This is a genomic window from Bradyrhizobium iriomotense (assembly GCF_030160715.1).
GTDB lineage: Bacteria > Pseudomonadota > Alphaproteobacteria > Rhizobiales > Xanthobacteraceae > Bradyrhizobium > Bradyrhizobium iriomotense.
The window spans coordinates 21,984-38,188 of the sequence record NZ_BSOW01000029.1; the positions used below are offsets into that span (position 1 = coordinate 21,984).

A 16,205-nucleotide genomic window follows, 5' to 3' on the forward strand; every position below is an offset into this window, starting at 1 on the left:
TCATTGCGAGCGAAGCCAAGCAATCCAGACCGCCTCCGCGGAAAGACTCTGGATTGCTTCGTCGCGGAGCCTGTCATCCGGCCCGCCAGAGGCCGGACCGGGTGGCTCCTCGCAATGACGACGGAGTGATTTGATGACCAACAACGTCCTCGATATCAACAACCTCACCGTCTCCATCGGCAAGACGCCGAACGGACCGAAGATCATCGATGGCATCTCCATCCAGGTTCGCGAGCGCGAGACGCTGTGCCTCGTCGGCGAGAGCGGATCCGGCAAGTCGGTGACCTCGCTCACCGTGATGGGCCTGTTGCAGAAGGGCTCGCTGCGGCCGACCGGCGGCAGCGTCAAGCTCGTCGGCGAGGAACTCCTCACTGCGACCGACCGCCGGCTGCGGCAGTTGCGCGCCACGCAAATGGCGATGATCTTCCAGGAGCCGATGACCGCGCTCAATCCGGTCGTCCCGGTCGGCCGCCAGATCGACGAGGTCCTGCGCGCCCACACCGATCTCGACGCCAAAGCCCGGCGCAAGCGCATCCTCGAGATGATGGAGCAGGTGCGGCTGCCGCAGGTCGAGCGCATCTTTGCCTCCTACCCGCACCGCCTCTCCGGCGGCCAGCGCCAGCGCATCATGATCGCGATGGCACTGGTGCTGGAGCCGAAACTGCTGATCGCCGACGAGCCGACCACCGCGCTCGACGTCACCACGCAGAAACAGATCCTCACCCTGATCCGCGACCTCCAACGCGATCACGGCACCGCCGTGCTGTTCATCACCCATGACATGGGCGTGGTGGCCGAGATCGCCGACCGCGTCGCGGTGATGCGGCAGGGCCGCCTGGTCGAGACCGGCACGCTCGATAACGTGCTGCGCAATCCGACCATGGAGTACACCCGCAACCTGCTCTCCTCGGTACCGAGCCTCGTGCCGCGCCCGGCGCGCCCCGAGACCAAGGAACCAATCGTGCTGGAGGCCAACGACCTCGGCAAAGTCTATCGCGAGCGCACCTTCTTCGGCCAAGGCCGCGAGGTGGTCGCCGCCGACAAGGTCACCCTTACCTTGCGCAAGGGTCGCACGCTCGGCATCGTCGGCGAAAGCGGCTCGGGCAAGTCGACGGTGGCGCGCTGCATCGTCCGCCTGATCGACCCGACCTCGGGCGGCGTACGCCTCGCGGGCCGCGAAATCTCCGACCTGTCGCGACGCCTGCTGCAGCCGCATCGCCAGAAAATCCAGATCGTGTTCCAGGATCCCTACCGCTCGCTCAATCCGCGCGTCAGCGTCGGCGAGAGCATCGCAGAAGGTCCGATCAACTACGGCGTCTCGCGCGCCGATGCGCTGAAGCGGGCACGCGAGCTCCTGGAGCTGGTCGGCCTGCCGGCGGACGCGGTGTCGCGCTACCCGCACCAGTTCTCGGGCGGCCAGCGCCAGCGCATCGCCATTGCGCGCGCGCTCGCGCTCGATCCCGACGTGCTCGTCGCGGATGAAGCGGTCTCAGCGCTCGACGTCTCCGTGCAGGCGCAGGTGCTGGAACTGCTCGACGAGATCCAGAAGCGGCTCGGCATCGCGATCCTGTTCATCACCCACGATTTGCGCGTCGCCGCACAAATCTGCGACGAGGTCGTGGTGATGCAGCACGGCCGCGTCGTCGAACAGGGCCCGGCAGCCGAAGTGCTGACGCATCCGAAGGAAGCCTACACCAAGTCCCTGCTCGACGCGGCGCCGGGCCGCGGCTGGGATTTCGCCAATTTCCGGCCGGTGGAAAGCGCGGCGGCAACGGCTTAGGTTTCTCCGCGCGCGATGGTGAGAGGTCTCGTGTCTCCCCAACGTCGTCCTGGCGAAAGCCAGGACGACACCGCGGATGTGGTCGGTTGCTTCGCTCACAGCGAACTCCACCATTCCCAAAATAGCTTGACGCCATGCGCGGCGCGATGGCGTCCGTTGCTTGCTCTTGCCGCAAAGGCGCGTAACGTCGTGCATCATTTGACCCAACTGGATCAAGGAACAGATGCCCACCATCGACCGCATCGACGGCTACGCCGACGAACTCACCGCCATCCGCCGCGACCTGCACGCCCATCCCGAGATCGGCTTCGAGGAGGTCCGCACTTCCGGCATCGTGGCCGACAAGCTGAAGAGCTGGGGCATCGAGGTGCATCGCGGGTTAGGCGGCACCGGCGTGATCGGCGTCATCAAGGGCAAGGGCACCAGCGCAAAGCGCATTGGCTTGCGCGCCGACATGGACGCGCTGCCGATGGAAGAAAACACCAATCTGAAATGGCGCTCGACCATTCCCGGCCGCTTCCACGGCTGCGGCCATGACGGCCACACCACCATGCTGCTCGGCACCGCGCGCTATCTCGCCGAGACGAAGAACTTCGACGGCACGGTGCATCTGATCTTCCAGCCGGCCGAGGAAGGCCTCGGCGGCGCCCGCGCGATGATCAAGGACGGGCTGTTCGAAAAGTTTCCCTGCGACGAACTCTACGGCCTGCACAACGCGCCGGATCTCAATCTCGGCGAGATCGCGATCCTGCCCGGTCCCGCGATGGCCGGCGCCGACTTCTTCGACCTCCGCATCAACGGCTATGGCGCGCATGGCGCGATGCCGGAGCGCTCCAAGGACGCCGTGGTGATCGCAACCACGCTGGCGCAGGCGATCCAGACCATCGTCAGCCGCAACGTCGAGCCGCTCCAGGCCGCCGTCGTGTCGATCACCCAGATCCATGCCGGCTCCGCCTACAACGTCATCCCCGGCGAAGCGCATCTCTGCGGCACCGTTCGCGCCTTCGCGGACGACGTGCGCGCGCTGATCCGCGAGCGCATGCGTACCATCTGCGCCGGCGTCGCCAGCGCCTTCCAGGTCGAGATCGAGGCCGACATCCGCGACGCCTTCGGCGTGCTGGTGAACCAGGTCGAGCAGTCCAAGGTGGTCGAGGAGGTCGCGCGCACCGTCGTCGATCCCGCCAAGGTGATCACCCGCACCCAGCCAAAGATGGGCAGCGAGGATTTTGCCGACATGCTGCAAACCATTCCCGGCGCCTATTTCTGGGTTGGCCATGACGGCTCGGTGCCCGTGCACAATCCCGGCTATGTGCTCGACGACAAGATCTTGCCGATCGGCGCGAGCATGTTCGCCCGCATCATCGAGCAGCGCATGCCGGTCGGTGGCCATGCATAAGCCGCGCGCCGACGAGAAGGTCACCTCCCTGCACGATCTGTCCGCGGTCGATCTGATCGCGGGCTACAAGGCCAGGCAGTTCTCGCCGAGCGAGGTGCTGGAAGACGTGCTGGCGCATGTCGCAGCGTGGGAGCCGCATCTCAAGGCGCTTTACGCCTTCGATCCCGACGGCGCGCGCGAGGTCGCGAAGACCTCGACCGCGCGCTGGTCCGGCGGCGAGGCGTCCGGTCCGCTCGATGGCGTGCCGGTGACGGTCAAGGACAACATCGCGACCAGGGGCGTGCCGGTGCCGCTCGGCGCGGCGAGCGTGAAGCTCGTGCCGGCGGCGAAGGATGCGCCGCCCGCCGCGCGCCTGCGCGAAGCCGGCGCGATCATCTTCGCCAAGACCACCATGCCCGATTACGGCATGCTGTCGTCGGGTCTTTCCAGCTTCCATGCGCTCGCCCGCAATCCCTGGGACCTCTCGAAAAATCCGGGCGGCTCGAGCGCCGGTGCCGGCGCGGCGGCTGCGGCCGGATACGGTCCCCTGCATCTCGGCACCGATATCGGCGGCTCGGTGCGGCTGCCGGCGGGCTGGTGCGGCCTCGTCGGGTTGAAGCCGAGCTTTGGCCGCGTGCCGATCGATCCGACCTATATCGGCCGCGTCGCAGGGCCAATGACCCGCACCGTCGACGATTGCGCGCTGATGATGAGCGTGATCGCCAAGCCCGACCGCCGCGACGGCATGAGCCTGCCGGCCGACACCATCAACTGGAAGGCGCTGGAAAGATCGCCGCGAAAACTGCGCATCGGGCTGATGCTCGATCCCGGCGTCGGCCTGCCCCTGGAAAAGCCGGTGCGCGAGATCGCGGTGAAAGCCGCGAAGGCCTTCGAATCCGCCGGCGCCGTCGTCACCGAGGTCGACGGCATTTTGACGCGCGAGATGCTCGACGGTCTCGACAATTTCTGGCGCGCGCGGATGTGGGACGATCTCGCGAAGCTCTCGGCCGAGGAACAGGCGAAAGTGCTGCCCTACATCTTCAAATGGGGCGAGTCCGGCGCAAAGCTCTCCGGCGTCGAGGTGATCAGAGGATTCAACCAGACCATGGCGATCCGCGCCGCCGCGGCAAAGCTGTTCTGCGAGCTCGACTACGTGATCTCGCCGACCGCACCGAACGTGAATTTCCCGGCAGAGCTCGCCTCGCCCACCAACGATCCCATGAAGCCGTTCGAGCACATCTGCTATACCGTGCCGTGGAATATGTCGGAGAACCCGGCGATCTCCATCAACGGCGGCTTCGACGCCAAGGGCTTTCCGATCGGCGTCCAGATCGTCGGCCGCCGCTTCGACGATATCGGCGTGCTCGGCATGGCCAAGGCGTTCGAGGGACTTCGCGGTGCGCAGCGGCCCTGGCCATCGCCGCCGAAGAAATAACCACCTCTGTCATTCCGGGGCGTCGCAAAGCGGCGAGCCCGGAATCCATTCATTCGCGACTCCTGCCTGTGGTTATGGATTCTCAGATGCGCAATTGCGCATCATAGCTCGCGCTTCGCGCGCCCCGGAATGACGTGGTACAGATGACAACAAAGAAACAAGGGAAGGAAACCACCATGGCGTATGAGACGATCAAATACGAGATCGCCGACGAGATCCTCACCATCACACTGAACCGGCCAGACAAGCTCAACGCCTTCAACGCCAAGATGCAAGCGGAGCTGATCGAGGCGTTCGACGCCGCAGACAAGGACGACAATGTCCGCGCCATCATCGTCACCGGTGCGGGCCGCGCCTTTTGCGCCGGCGCCGATCTCTCCTCCGGCGCCGACACCTTTGACCGGGACGCAAAGCGCGGGCCGGTGAAGCGGCTAGCGAGCGGCCAGGTCGATTACAGCGATCCGCAGGTGCGCGATGGCGGCGGCCAGGTGACGCTGCGCATCTTCAAGAGCCTGAAGCCGGTGATCGCCGCCGTGAACGGGCCGGCGGTCGGCATCGGCGTCACCATGCAGCTCGCGATGGACATCCGCATTGCCTCGGAAGCGGCGCGCTTCGGCTTCGTGTTCTCCCAGCGCGGCATCGTGCCGGAGGCGGCGTCGAGCTGGTTCCTGCCGCGCCTCGTCGGCATCTCGCAGGCGCTGGAATGGTGCTACACCGGCCGCGTCTTCCCGGCGCAGGAGGCGCTCGCCGGGCGGCTGGTCAGCAAGGTGGTGCCGCCCGATGATCTCCTGCCGACCGCGCGCGCTCTCGCCAAGGAGATCGCAGCCAAGACCGCGCCGGTGTCGGTCGCGCTGATCCGGCAGATGATGTGGCGCATGATGGGCGCCGACGATCCGATGGAAGCCCACAAGGTCGACAGCCGCGGCATCTACGCCCGCGGCCGGTCGGACGACGTCAAGGAGGGCGTGACGTCGTTCCTGGAGAAGCGTCCCGCCCAGTTCAAGAACAAGGTGTCGAGCGACATGCCGGACTATTTTCCGTGGTGGACGGAGCGCGAGTACAAGTGAAATTGGAGCCGACGGTGCCGCAAGACGGCGTCGTCCTCCTGCACGGGATCAGCCGGACGGCGCGCTCGTTTCACAAGATGGAACTTGCGATCGGGCGCGCCGGCTACGCAATCCTCAACCTCGACTATGCGAGCCGTCGCAAGCCGCTTCAAGAGCTCGCGGAAGACATTCACCCCGCAATCGATTCGTTTTCCGGCTCGGTCGGCGGCTCCGTGCATTTCGTCTGTCATTCCATGGGCGGCCTTCTGGCGCGCGTCTATCTGGCGCGGCACCGGACGCGAAATCTCGGGCGCGTCGTGATGCTGGGAACGCCCAATGGCGGCAGCGAGATCGCCGATCGCCTGATGCGCTATCTCCCGTATCGCACCTTCTTCGGTCCGGCCGGACAGCAGCTCGGCACGCATCGCGACGCCGCGACCGCGGAGCTCCTGCCGCCAATAGATTATCCCGTCGGCATCATCGCCGGCGACCGCTCGATCTATCCGGTGGCCGGCGCCCTGCTGCCGCGCCCCCATGATGGGCGTGTTTCGGTCGCGAACACCGTCGTCGACGGCATGGCCGACCACATGGTGGTGCACGCGACGCATCCGTGGCTCATGCGACATGACGAGGCGATCGCCGCGACCATCACCTTCTTGCGGGATGGACGATTTGCGATAGGCTCGTGATCGTAGGGTGGGCTAGCTAGCCGAAGGCGTAACCTACCCTTTGCTTTCCGCGCGTCGAAAGAAGTGGTGGGTTACGCTTCGCTAACCCACACTACGGCACCTCAATCCATCACCAGCGCCACCCGCCCGATCGCCTTGCGATCGATCAAAAGTCGCATCGCCTTCGCATAGTCCTCCAGTGGCAGGCGATGCGAGACGTTGGGGCGAAGCTTGCCCTCCTCCGCCCATGCGAGCAGCGCTTTCAGGCGCACCTCGCCCAGCGCCGGATTCTTGCGTACCGCTTCGCCGGCGCGCACGCCCAGCACGCTCGCACCCTTGATCAGCAGCAGATTGGTCTTCGCCGAGCCGATGCCGCCGGTGAAACCGATCACCAGGAGCCGCGCGCCCCAGGCGATGCATCGCATCGAGTTCTCGAAGACCTCGCCGCCGACCGGATCGAACACCACGTCGGCGCCGCGGCCGTCGGTGATGCGCTTGACGGCATCGCGAAACGGCTCGCGCGCATAGAGCACGAGGTGATCGGCGCCCCTTCCCTTTGCGATCGCGAGCTTCTCGTCGGATGACGCGCAGGCAATCACCATCGCGCCCAGCATCTTGCCCAGCTCGACCGCCGCGAGCCCCACACCGCCGCCGGCGCCGTGCACCAGCAGGACCTCGCCCACCTCAACCCGTCCGCGATCGATCAGCGCGTGATAGGCGGTGCCGTGGCCGGCGAGGAAGGTTGCGGCTTCCGCATAATCGAAGGTCGAGGGCATCGGCGTGAGCTGCGAGCTGGCGACCACCGCCTCGTCGGCATACGCGCCGTAGCGCATCTTCACGATGACCTTGTCGCCGACCGCAACGCCGCGCGCCGCCGCATCGACCTCGGTCACGTCGCCCGCGGCCTCCACGCCGGGCGTGAACGGCAGCTCGGGCTTGAGCTGATATTCGCCGGCTGCCATCAGAATATCCGGAAAGTTGAGGCCCGCGGCGCGGACCGCAACCCGCACCTCACCTTCCCCGAGCGGCCGCGACGGGATGGTCTCGAGCTGCAAGCTTTCGGGCGGACCAAGCTCGCGGCAAACGACAGCCCGCACCATCAGGCCGCACTCGCCTTGCGGCGAAGCAGCGCCTCGCGGATCAGAGGCAGCCGGTCATTGCCGAAATACATGTCGGTCTTGTCGAGAAAGATGGTCGGCGAGCCGAAGCCACCACGCGCGACGACCTCTTCCGTATTGGCCTTGAGCTGATCCTTGATCGCGTGCTCGGAAATGCCGGCGAGGAACTTTTGCGCGTCGACGCCAACGGTCTTGCAGATGTCCGCGAGCACGGCGTCCTGCGAGATATCCCTGTCGGCGCCCCAATAGGCCTCGAACACCGCGGTCGCGAACGGCACCATGTCTTTGCCAAGCCAGATGCAACCGCGCATTGCCTTCACGCTGTTCACCGGGAACACCGTCGGCGGCATCTTGATGGACAAGCCGGCCGAGCGCGCCCAGTCGTTGAGGTCTTTCAGCATGTAGCGCGCCTTCAGCGGCACCGGCTTCTCACGCTGTGCGTAGACGCTCGGATTGACACTGTTGAAGATGCCGCCGACCAGGATCGGCCGCCAGGAAACCTCGATGCCGAGCTCCCGCGCGACCGGCTGGATGTTGTGGAAGGCGAGATAGGTCCAGGGGCTGGAGCAGTCGAAGAAGAATTCGATCATGGCGTTTCCTTGCTTATGTTTTTCTTTGCTCTCGCCCGTCATTGCGAGGAGCCACCCGGTCCCGCCTTCGGCGGTATTCTTCCGAAATACCCTTATTATCTCCGGCACAACGACTTTTGTTGTTCTGTACCTCGACGTTAAGACATGGCAGGAAGGTGCGCAATCACAACCCGCCGGGAGGACGCCATGCTGTTTCCAACCACGATTGCCGGCTCCTTGCCGAAACCGGAATGGCTCGCCGAGCCGAACATGCTCTGGGCGCCCTGGAAGTCGAAGGGCGATGAGCTCTTGTGCGCCAAGCGCGATGCGACGCTGATCTGGCTGAAGATCCAGGAAGACGCCGGGATCGACATCGTCACCGAGGGCGAGCAGGCGCGGCAGCATTTCGTGCACGGGTTTCTCGAGAAGATCGAAGGCATCGACTTCGCGCACAAGGTCGAGATGGGAATCCGGAAAGATCGCTACAAGGCGATGGTGCCGCAGGTGGTCGCTCCGTTGCAGCTCAGGGAACGCGTGCATGCCTTTGAGGCGCGCGTCGCGCGGACGCACACCAAGAAGAATCTGAAATTCACGCTGCCCGGCCCGATGACCATCATCGACACCATCGCCGATCGCTACTATGGCGACCGCGTGAAGATGGCCTTTGCCTTCGCCGAGCTCTTGAACGCGGAAGCCAAGGCGTTGCAGGCCGACGGCGTCGACCTCATCCAGTTCGACGAGCCCGCCTTCAACGTCTACATGGACGAGGTCAACGATTGGGGCATTAAGGCGCTGGAGCGCGCCGCCGAGGGCCTGACCTGCGCCACCGCCGTGCACATCTGCTACGGCTACGGCATCAAGGCCAACACCGACTGGAAGGAGACGCTCGGCGCGCAGTGGCGGCAGTACGAGCAGATCTTTCCGGCGATCGATGCGAGCTCGATCCAGCAGGTCGCGATCGAATGCCGCAATTCCAAGGTCCCCCTCGATCTGCTGTCTCTGCTCAAGAGCAAGATCGTGCAGGCCGGCGTGATCGATGTCGCCAGCGACACCGTCGAGACGGCGGATGACGTCGTTCAGGTGATCGACGCGGTGTCGAAATTCGTGCCCAAGAGCAACATCATCGCCACCACCAATTGCGGCATGGCGCCGATGCGGCGGGAGATCGCGGAGGCCAAGCTGATGGCGCTCGGCGCCGGCGCAGCGCTGGCACGCGAGAGGCTGGGGTGATGCAGCTCGCCTACAGCATCGTGCTGCTGGCAGCGATCGCGATGCCGGCACACGCCGAAGACCGTTCCGTGCTCGTCAATTGCAGGGCAATGGTGGAGCGCGCATCGAAGGATGCGGGCGCAGCAAGCGAGGCGGAGCTGGCCCGCTGCCGCCAGGTGATCCGCGAATGGGCCCTGCGCGATGCGCGGATGATCGTGGACGAACAGGGGCGGCCGCTACGCTAAAGCGAGGCCGTCGGATGCAGCACGGGCTCATAGCCAGCGTGCAGCGTGCGCAGCGTCGACGGCGGCGTCAGCACCGTTGCGTCGCCGGGCTGATGCTCGACCACGGTATACCCCCCCGGTGACCACAGCAGCGCCCTGCCCTGCGTCACCAGATAGCTTTCCTCGCCCTGCTGCACCATCGCGCCCTCGGGAAGCTGGCCGAGGGGCATCAGCAGCGCGTGCAGCCGCTTCTTCCCGTGATCGAGCCGCTCGTGGTGAAGCACCGTGTCGATGTCGTGCATGCGGACATCATGCACGCGATTGCCCTTCTCCCATGCGGCCCGGAAGCGATTGGCATCGTCGCGGCGGCAATAGAAGCAGGGGCGGTGTCCGGCGGCGAGCGCAGTGGCCTCGTCCAGGAAGAACAGCTCGGTCCAGCTCTGCGTTGCCATCACCTCGCGGCGGCGGCCGCGGAATTCGCAGGTGCAGGTCAGCCAGGCCGGCGTCGACCAGCGCTTTCTCAGGAGCGTTTTCGTTGCGGGATCGTGGATGATGCCGCGGTTGCCGGTGAACATCCCGCGATGCGGGGTGGCGATGATCTCGCCTAGCGGCGTGACGCGGTTTTGCAGCGGCACTATTTTGGTGGCGCCGCGGTGACGCGCATTTTCCACAGGTTCCAGACACGGTCGAGAACCTGCAGATTGATCGCATCGGCCTTGGCGCCCTCCGCTGCCGTCAGATAATTCACCTCGCCGCCGAGCGCGATCGCCTGCGACTGCAGCCGGGCATTGACGTCGGTGTAGTAGGCGCGAAAGACCGCAACCTTCACCGACGACCCGACGGTGGCATCGCCATGACCGCGCATCAGCACCACCGACTTGTCGGCGAGCGCGAGCGCCAGCCCCTTGCCGATGACCGCATTGCTGACCAGCATGTTGGTCTCGCCAAAGTCTTTGCGGATGTCCCAGACCGGAGCACCCGCGGCGAGGAACGCCGCGTTATGGAAGACCGGCCGCAAGCCGACCTGGGTAATCGTGAACGGGATCACACCGGGCGAGTGCGTATGCACGACCGCCATGACATCGGGCCGGGCCCTGTAGATCTCGCTGTGAATGAAGCGCTCCAGGAAGACGCTGCGCCCCTTGGCATCGACGGCATTGCCGTCGAGATCGATTTCCATGATGTCGTCGGCGGTGACGAGCGCCGGCGCCAGCGAGCGCGACATCAGGAAGTGATCGGGATTCCTGGGATCACGGGCGCTGACATGGCCGAACGCATCGAGCACGCCGAGCTCGGCGAGAACGCGGCTGCCGACCACGATGTCCTCGATCACGGCAGGGTCGAGAGCCGAGGCCTGGCGATCCTGGCATCGGACCTCAGCCGCAAGCAGCGTCACCGCGAACGCGACAACGAAGCCGAACCATGCCAACCGCGACAGTCCAGCCATGGCCGATCAGCCCGCTTGCTTACGCCGCGCCGTCGCGGAGCGGCGGCTGGAACGACAGCGCAGTGTCCCAGGGGAAGAAGATCCAGGTGTCCTGCGAGACTTCCGTAATGAAGGTGTCGACCAGTGGACGGCCCTTGGGCTTGGCGTAGACGGTGGCGAAATGCGCCTCGGGGAGCATCTCGCGGACGAGCTTGCCGGTCTTGCCGGTGTCGACGAGGTCGTCGACGATCAGGAGGCCCTTGCCGGTGCCGCCGCCGAGCTTCATCGCCGCTTCGGAAATGCCCTTGAGCACCTGGAGGTCGCCCTGCTTGGTGTGGTCGTAGCTGGCGATGCAAACCGTATCGATGATGCGCACCCCGAGTTCGCGCGCCACGATCGCAGCCGGCACCAGGCCGCCGCGGGTGATCGCGATGACCGCGTGGAACGGACCGACCTCGTTGAGGCGCCAGGTCAGCGCCCGGCAGTCCCGGTGAAACTGGTCCCACGAAACCGGAAAGGCCTTGCCGGCCCGCTCCTGCGCACTCAGTTCCGGTGCCTCACCCATCGTCGTCTCCATTCGTCGCAATCGTCTTCTGCTAGCGGGTGACGTTCAATCCCGCCAGCATTTCCTTCACCGCCGCCATCGCTGCCGCCAGCTTTTCCGGGTCGCGCGAGCGCACCACAAGGTTGGTGTTCGGCTTCTGCTCCTCGTCCATGAAGGGATAGCTGCCGATGATGGTGTCGGGATGGGCGCCGGCGATCGCCCGCAAGGGGCCACCGATGTCGCCCTCCCGCGCATTGGCGCGGACCGATTCGGAGAGCATACGGACGCCGGATTTCAGCTTGGGCGAGACGATGTCCATCATCGCCTGCATGATCGACGGCACGCCCGCCATCACGATGACATTGCCGATCTTGAAGCCGGGGGCGAGAATGGTCGCGCTCTGGATCAGCTCGGCGCCGTCGGGGATGCGGGCCATGCGCAGGCGGGCCTCGTTGAGGTCCTGCTCGCTCCAGCGCTCGCGGAAGCGGGCGACCACCTCGGGGTGATGGTCGATGCCGACGCCGAACGCCTTTGCCACGCTGTCGGCGGTGATGTCGTCATGGGTCGGGCCGATGCCGCCGGTGGTGAAGACATAGGTGTAGCGATGCCGCAGTGCATCCAATGCCGCGATGATGTCGGGCTCGTCGTCGGAGACGACCCGGACCTCCTTCAGGTCGATGCCGATATTGGTCAGATATTCGGCGATGAAGCCGATATTCTTGTCCTTGGTCCGGCCGGACAGGATCTCATCCCCAATGACCAGAATCCCCGCCGTGACGATCTCGCTCATAAACCTGTCCCTCACCTGTAGCGCCGACTTTGCCGAGGTAACGCGTTGAAGTCACGCGGTTTTGCTGCTGAAATAAGCAGTCCTCCGCCATTTTTTCAGGCAAGTCTCCGGCCGTCCCCGGTAAATGCCCACAGTCCATGCTTATCGCGCTGGCCCGGCCCTTGCTACCACCGGGGTAAGTCATGCACTCTCGCAAGCATGGCCACGGAGTACAGTCGGGATCTATGGCAGTCGCGTTTGACGAAATGAACATTCCCGGCGGGGACCTGCGCCCCGCCTATCAGGAGCTAGCACGCTGGCTCGAGGAGACGCCTCCCGAGGCGCTCGAATATCGCCGTCAGGAAGCGGAGCTGCTGTTCCGCCGGATCGGCATCACCTTCGCCGTCTATGGGGATTCCGAGTCCACCGAGCGGCTGATTCCGTTCGACGTGATCCCCAGGATCATGTCGGGCAAGGAATGGGCGCTCCTGGAGAAGGGCCTCAAGCAGCGCGTGCGGGCGCTGAACATGTTCCTGCGCGACATCTATCATGGCCGCGACATCCTGCGCGCCGAGGTCGTGCCCGACGACCTGATCTTCCACAACCCGGTGTTCCGGCCCGAGATGAACGGCCAGCAGGTGCCGCACGACGTCTATGTGCACATCGCCGGCATCGACATCGTCCGGGTCGACGCCAACGACTTCATCGTGCTGGAGGACAATGCGCGCACGCCGTCCGGCGTGTCCTACATGCTGGAAAACCGCGAGATTATGATGCGGCTGTTTCCGGACCTGTTCGCCCGCCACAGGGTGGCGCCGGTCGAGCGCTATCCGGACGAGCTGCTTGCGGCCTTGCGCTCCGTCGCGCCGCTCAGTGCCTCGGCCGAGCCGACGGTCGCCCTGCTCACGCCCGGCGTCTACAACTCGGCTTACTACGAGCACTCGTTCCTCGCCGACAAGCTCGGCATCGAGCTGGTCGAGGGGCGCGACCTCATCGTCAAGAACAACGAAGTGTTCATGCGCACGACGGAGGGGTTGAAACGGGTCGACGTGATCTATCGCCGCGTCGACGACGACTTCCTCGATCCCCTCACCTTCCGCCCCGACTCCGTGCTCGGTGTGCCCGGGTTGATGTCGGCCTATGCGGCCGGCAACATCACGCTCGCCAACGCCGTCGGCACCGGTATCGCCGACGACAAGGCGATCTACTCCTACATGCCGGACATCGTGAAATTCTACCTCGGTGAGGAGCCGATCCTGAAGAACGTGCCGACCTGGCGCTGCCGCGAGCCGAAGGACCTCGCCTATGTGCTGGACAATCTCAGCGAGCTCGTCGTCAAGGAGGTGCACGGCTCCGGCGGCTACGGCATGCTGATCGGACCAGCGGCGACGAAGGCCACCATCGAGGCCTTCCGCGAAAAGCTCAAGCGCGAGCCCGAAGGTTTCATCGCACAGCCGACGCTGGCGCTGTCGACCTGCCCCACCTGCACCGCAAGCGGCCTCGCGCCGCGCCACGTGGACTTGCGGCCCTTCGTGCTGACGGGCAGCAAGCGCACCACCATCGTGCCGGGCGGGCTGACCCGCGTGGCGCTGAAGGAAGGCTCTCTGGTCGTGAATTCGAGCCAGGGCGGCGGCACCAAGGACACCTGGATACTGGACGAGTAGAGAGAATGCTGTCGCGTACCGCCGAAAACCTCTACTGGCTCGCCCGTTATGTCGAGCGCGCCGAATACCTTGCGCGCACCATCGATGCGACGCTGCGCGTCACCGCCCTGCCGGCGACCTATGTCGGCAAGACCAACGAATGGGACTCGGCGCTGCTCACCGCCGGCGTCGCCGCAAGCTTCTATCAGAACTATGAGGAAGCCAACGAGCACAACGTCGTCGACTATCTCTCGTTCTCGGCGACCAACCCGTCCTCGATCAGGAACTGCATCGAGGCGGCGCGGCTGAACTCGCGCTCGGTCCGCACCGCCCTGACCAGCGAGATGTGGGACACCATCAATTCGGCCTGGATCGAGTTGCAGGCCCTCTGGAGCAAGGGCACCTCGACGCGGGAGGAGCTCGCAAAATTCCTGCGCTTCGTGCAGGAGACCTCGCTACGCTTCGACGGTTCGGCCTACCGGACCATGCTGCGCAACGATGCCTATTGGTTCTCGCGCCTGGGCCTGCATCTGGAACGCGCCGACAACACCGCGCGCATTCTCGACGTGAAGTACCACGTGCTGCTGCCGGAGGAGGAACATGTCGGCGGCCCGCTCGACTTCTATCAGTGGAGCTCGATCCTGCGTTCGGTGTCGGCGCTCACTGCCTATCACTGGGTCTATCGCGAAACGCTGAAACCCTGGCTGATCGCGGATCTGCTCATCCTCAACGACACGCTGCCGCGGTCGCTGGCGAGCTGCTACGGCAATCTCGTGCGCAACCTAGACCAGATCGGCGTCGCCTATGGCCGCCAGGGCCCGGCCCAGCGCCACGCCCGCGGCATCCGCAACCGGCTGGAACACTCCAACATGAACGACATTTTCCAGCATGGCGTGCATGAATTCATTCAGGAATTCATCGCGGACAATTCCAGGCTGGGCGAAATCGTCACAAAGCAGTATTTGATCTGATACACGCTGTCATTCCGGGGCGCGCGAAGCGCGAACCCGGAATCTCGCGCCACAACCTCTAGATTTCGGGTTCGCGACTTCGTCGCGCCCGGAATGACGACGCAAACCACTGGTCCACCATGCGCCTGCGAATCCAGCACACCACGACCTATCGCTACGAGCCGGCGGCAACGAGCGTGATCCAGATCCTGCGCATGACGCCCGGCAGCCATGACGGGCAATATGTGGCGGAATGGCAGATCGACGTCTCCACCGACACCAAGCTCGACATGCACGAGGACGCCTTCGGCAACGTCACCCACGTGCTGTCCTGCGGACCGGTCGCCGACATCAAGATATCGGCCGAAGGGCTGATCGAGACACATGACACCGGTGGCGTGCTGCGCGGCGCCGACGAGCGCTTTCCGTCGGGGCTGTTCCTGCGCTCGACCGAGCTCACCACGGTCAATCCGGCGATGGCGAGCTTTGCGCGCCAATTGCGCAGCGAGGCCGAGAGCGACACGCTCGGCTTCCTGCATGCGCTGATGTCCGAGGTCAGCGAGCACATGACGTTCGACGAGGACCCGACCAACAGCGGCACCTCGGCGGTCGAGGCGTTCACACTCAAGCGTGGCGTCTGCCAGGACTACGCGCACATCTTCATCGCCTGCGCCCGCACCGCCGGGGTGCCGGCGCGCTTCGTCTCCGGCCATTTCCTGCGCTCGGACGGCACCGTCCATCAGGACGCCGGCCATGCCTGGGCAGAAGCCTTCGTGCCGGATCTCGGCTGGGTCGGCTTCGATCCCGCCAACTGCATCTGCTCGACCGATGCCCATGTCCGTGTCGCGATCGGGCTCGACTATCTCGGCGCCGCGCCGGTGCGCGGCACCCGCTATGGTGGCGGCGCGGAGACGCTCAGCGTCACGGTCAAGGTCGAGCAGGCCGGACGATCGGGGCAGTGGCAGAGCCAGTCGCAGGGGTGAAACCCGTCAAAGCAGTCTGGATTGCTTCGTCGCTTTGCTCCTTGCAATGACGGAGCCTAATACTCGCAATTCCTGTAGTCCGACGTCTCGCAGGCCTGCATCATCTCTTTCGCGCGCGCGATGTCTTGCGCCGTCATCGTCGCCGAGACCGTCTTCAGCTCCGCCTTGGCGGTGGCATCGCCGCGGGAGGCCGCGAGGCTCAGCCACATGAAGGCGTGCGCCGAGTTCTTCGCCACACCCTGCCCGCGGTGATACATCGCACCGAGCATGCCTTGCGCCTTCGCGTTGCCGGCCTTCGCCATGCCGCGGAACACCTGGATCGCCGGCACATAGTCGCCGCGGTTATAGGCGGCCATGCCGTCTTCCCATGGGCCGGCCATGGCCGCAGAGTTCGTCATGCCCAGCACAGCCGCGATCAGGCTGCCGATCACCAGCTTTCTCATCTCCCCCCTCCCTCGTCCCTCGC

The 16,205-nt window shown here is 65.2% G+C and carries 17 protein-coding genes; 10 read left to right on the forward strand and 7 right to left on the reverse strand.

All coding sequences use genetic code 11. The features are described 5' to 3' along the window. The first annotated feature begins 133 nt into the window (after nucleotides 1-133). The 5 genes from QQL28_RS32975 (at nucleotide 134) to QQL28_RS32995 (ending at nucleotide 6,325) form a co-directional block, all read left to right on the forward strand. Nucleotides 134-1,780 carry an ABC transporter ATP-binding protein gene (locus QQL28_RS32975; RefSeq protein ID WP_284272286.1) on the forward strand — a complete coding sequence of 549 codons (1,647 nt, stop codon included), beginning with the start codon at nucleotides 134-136 and terminating at the stop codon, nucleotides 1,778-1,780. 223 nt (nucleotides 1,781-2,003) lie between these two features. After that, on the forward strand, nucleotides 2,004-3,176 hold the full coding sequence (locus QQL28_RS32980) for a M20 aminoacylase family protein (RefSeq protein WP_284272287.1): 1,173 nt from the start codon (nucleotides 2,004-2,006) through the stop codon (nucleotides 3,174-3,176). Continuing rightward, the gene (locus tag QQL28_RS32985) at nucleotides 3,169-4,590 is read left to right on the forward strand and encodes an amidase (protein ID WP_284272289.1); all 1,422 of its coding nucleotides are present in this window, start codon (nucleotides 3,169-3,171) and stop codon (nucleotides 4,588-4,590) included. Before QQL28_RS32980 ends, QQL28_RS32985 begins: the two co-directional genes overlap by 8 nt. Nucleotides 4,591-4,766: 176 nt before the next feature. After that, nucleotides 4,767-5,657 (forward strand): crotonase/enoyl-CoA hydratase family protein, encoded by an 891-nt coding sequence (locus QQL28_RS32990; protein WP_284272290.1) that lies wholly within the window; start codon nucleotides 4,767-4,769, stop codon nucleotides 5,655-5,657. Beyond that, nucleotides 5,654-6,325 carry an alpha/beta fold hydrolase gene (locus QQL28_RS32995; protein WP_284272292.1) on the forward strand — a complete coding sequence of 224 codons (672 nt, stop codon included), beginning with the start codon at nucleotides 5,654-5,656 and terminating at the stop codon, nucleotides 6,323-6,325. Before QQL28_RS32990 ends, QQL28_RS32995 begins: the two co-directional genes overlap by 4 nt. Nucleotides 6,326-6,426: 101 nt before the next feature. Here QQL28_RS32995 and QQL28_RS33000 read toward each other — a convergent pair whose 3' ends face one another. Both QQL28_RS33000 and QQL28_RS33005 read right to left on the reverse strand, forming a co-directional pair. Beyond that, entirely contained in the window at nucleotides 6,427-7,404 is a 978-nt protein-coding gene (locus QQL28_RS33000) for an NADPH:quinone oxidoreductase family protein (RefSeq protein ID WP_284272294.1), read from the reverse strand. Continuing rightward, on the reverse strand, nucleotides 7,404-8,012 hold the full coding sequence (locus QQL28_RS33005) for a 2-hydroxychromene-2-carboxylate isomerase (protein ID WP_284272296.1): 609 nt from the start codon (nucleotides 8,010-8,012) through the stop codon (nucleotides 7,404-7,406). Before QQL28_RS33005 ends, QQL28_RS33000 begins: the two co-directional genes overlap by 1 nt. Before the next feature lie 186 nt (nucleotides 8,013-8,198). On the opposite strand from QQL28_RS33005, the gene QQL28_RS33010 reads away from it, so the two are divergent. Both QQL28_RS33010 and QQL28_RS33015 read left to right on the forward strand, forming a co-directional pair. Continuing rightward, nucleotides 8,199-9,221, forward strand: coding sequence for a methionine synthase (locus QQL28_RS33010; RefSeq protein WP_284272298.1), 1,023 nt, complete (start codon nucleotides 8,199-8,201; stop codon nucleotides 9,219-9,221). Next, nucleotides 9,221-9,445, forward strand: coding sequence for a hypothetical protein (locus tag QQL28_RS33015; protein WP_284272300.1), 225 nt, complete (start codon nucleotides 9,221-9,223; stop codon nucleotides 9,443-9,445). Before QQL28_RS33010 ends, QQL28_RS33015 begins: the two co-directional genes overlap by 1 nt. Here QQL28_RS33015 and QQL28_RS33020 read toward each other — a convergent pair. Genes QQL28_RS33020 through QQL28_RS33035 form a run of 4 tightly spaced genes read right to left on the reverse strand, consistent with a single transcriptional unit; the run spans nucleotide 9,442 to nucleotide 12,184 of the window. After that, on the reverse strand, nucleotides 9,442-10,059 hold the full coding sequence (locus QQL28_RS33020) for a hypothetical protein (RefSeq protein WP_284272301.1): 618 nt from the start codon (nucleotides 10,057-10,059) through the stop codon (nucleotides 9,442-9,444). The two genes, QQL28_RS33015 and QQL28_RS33020, sit on opposite strands and share 4 nt — an antisense overlap. Beyond that, nucleotides 10,059-10,871 (reverse strand): class II aldolase/adducin family protein, encoded by an 813-nt coding sequence (locus QQL28_RS33025; RefSeq protein WP_284272304.1) that lies wholly within the window; start codon nucleotides 10,869-10,871, stop codon nucleotides 10,059-10,061. Before QQL28_RS33025 ends, QQL28_RS33020 begins: the two co-directional genes overlap by 1 nt. A 19-nt stretch (nucleotides 10,872-10,890) precedes the next feature. Further along, nucleotides 10,891-11,415: a xanthine phosphoribosyltransferase gene (gene gpt, locus QQL28_RS33030; RefSeq protein WP_284272305.1), complete on the reverse strand. Its 525-nt coding sequence runs from the start codon at nucleotides 11,413-11,415 to the stop codon at nucleotides 10,891-10,893. Between the two features lie 31 nt (nucleotides 11,416-11,446). Then, complete coding sequence (locus QQL28_RS33035; protein ID WP_284272306.1) at nucleotides 11,447-12,184, reverse strand: competence/damage-inducible protein A; 738 nt, start codon at nucleotides 12,182-12,184, stop codon at nucleotides 11,447-11,449. 224 nt (nucleotides 12,185-12,408) lie between these two features. Between QQL28_RS33035 and QQL28_RS33040 the strand changes: the two genes are divergently transcribed. The 3 genes from QQL28_RS33040 to QQL28_RS33050 all read left to right on the forward strand — a co-directional run bounded on the left by QQL28_RS33040 (nucleotide 12,409) and on the right by QQL28_RS33050 (nucleotide 15,739). Beyond that, entirely contained in the window at nucleotides 12,409-13,827 is a 1,419-nt protein-coding gene (locus QQL28_RS33040) for a circularly permuted type 2 ATP-grasp protein (RefSeq protein ID WP_027526408.1), read from the forward strand. 5 nt (nucleotides 13,828-13,832) lie between these two features. Next, nucleotides 13,833-14,777 carry an alpha-E domain-containing protein gene (locus tag QQL28_RS33045; protein WP_284272309.1) on the forward strand — a complete coding sequence of 315 codons (945 nt, stop codon included), beginning with the start codon at nucleotides 13,833-13,835 and terminating at the stop codon, nucleotides 14,775-14,777. Nucleotides 14,778-14,896: 119 nt separating this feature from the next. Beyond that, nucleotides 14,897-15,739 carry a transglutaminase family protein gene (locus QQL28_RS33050; protein WP_284272311.1) on the forward strand — a complete coding sequence of 281 codons (843 nt, stop codon included), beginning with the start codon at nucleotides 14,897-14,899 and terminating at the stop codon, nucleotides 15,737-15,739. A 56-nt stretch (nucleotides 15,740-15,795) separates the two neighbouring features. Here the strand turns inward: QQL28_RS33050 and QQL28_RS33055 are convergent, their stop codons facing one another. Next, nucleotides 15,796-16,182: an SEL1-like repeat protein gene (locus QQL28_RS33055; RefSeq protein WP_284272313.1), complete on the reverse strand. Its 387-nt coding sequence runs from the start codon at nucleotides 16,180-16,182 to the stop codon at nucleotides 15,796-15,798. Nucleotides 16,183-16,205 lie beyond the last annotated feature (23 nt).

Bases quoted from the DNA above. Each gene is read 5' to 3' on its own strand.
- QQL28_RS32975 (WP_284272286.1), top strand. From the start codon at position 134: ATGACCAACAACGTCCTCGATATCAACAACCTCACCGTCTCCATCGGC.
- QQL28_RS32980 (WP_284272287.1), top strand. From the start codon at position 2,004: ATGCCCACCATCGACCGCATCGACGGCTACGCCGACGAACTCACCGCC.
- QQL28_RS32985 (WP_284272289.1), top strand. From the start codon at position 3,169: ATGCATAAGCCGCGCGCCGACGAGAAGGTCACCTCCCTGCACGATCTG.
- QQL28_RS32990 (WP_284272290.1), top strand. From the start codon at position 4,767: ATGGCGTATGAGACGATCAAATACGAGATCGCCGACGAGATCCTCACC.
- QQL28_RS33000 (WP_284272294.1), bottom strand. From the start codon at position 7,404: ATGGTGCGGGCTGTCGTTTGCCGCGAGCTTGGTCCGCCCGAAAGCTTG.
- QQL28_RS33005 (WP_284272296.1), bottom strand. From the start codon at position 8,012: ATGATCGAATTCTTCTTCGACTGCTCCAGCCCCTGGACCTATCTCGCC.
- QQL28_RS33010 (WP_284272298.1), top strand. From the start codon at position 8,199: ATGCTGTTTCCAACCACGATTGCCGGCTCCTTGCCGAAACCGGAATGG.
- QQL28_RS33015 (WP_284272300.1), top strand. From the start codon at position 9,221: ATGCAGCTCGCCTACAGCATCGTGCTGCTGGCAGCGATCGCGATGCCG.
- QQL28_RS33025 (WP_284272304.1), bottom strand. From the start codon at position 10,871: ATGGCTGGACTGTCGCGGTTGGCATGGTTCGGCTTCGTTGTCGCGTTC.
- gpt (WP_284272305.1), bottom strand. From the start codon at position 11,415: ATGGGTGAGGCACCGGAACTGAGTGCGCAGGAGCGGGCCGGCAAGGCC.
- QQL28_RS33035 (WP_284272306.1), bottom strand. From the start codon at position 12,184: ATGAGCGAGATCGTCACGGCGGGGATTCTGGTCATTGGGGATGAGATC.
- QQL28_RS33040 (WP_027526408.1), top strand. From the start codon at position 12,409: ATGGCAGTCGCGTTTGACGAAATGAACATTCCCGGCGGGGACCTGCGC.
- QQL28_RS33045 (WP_284272309.1), top strand. From the start codon at position 13,833: ATGCTGTCGCGTACCGCCGAAAACCTCTACTGGCTCGCCCGTTATGTC.
- QQL28_RS33050 (WP_284272311.1), top strand. From the start codon at position 14,897: ATGCGCCTGCGAATCCAGCACACCACGACCTATCGCTACGAGCCGGCG.
- QQL28_RS33055 (WP_284272313.1), bottom strand. From the start codon at position 16,182: ATGAGAAAGCTGGTGATCGGCAGCCTGATCGCGGCTGTGCTGGGCATG.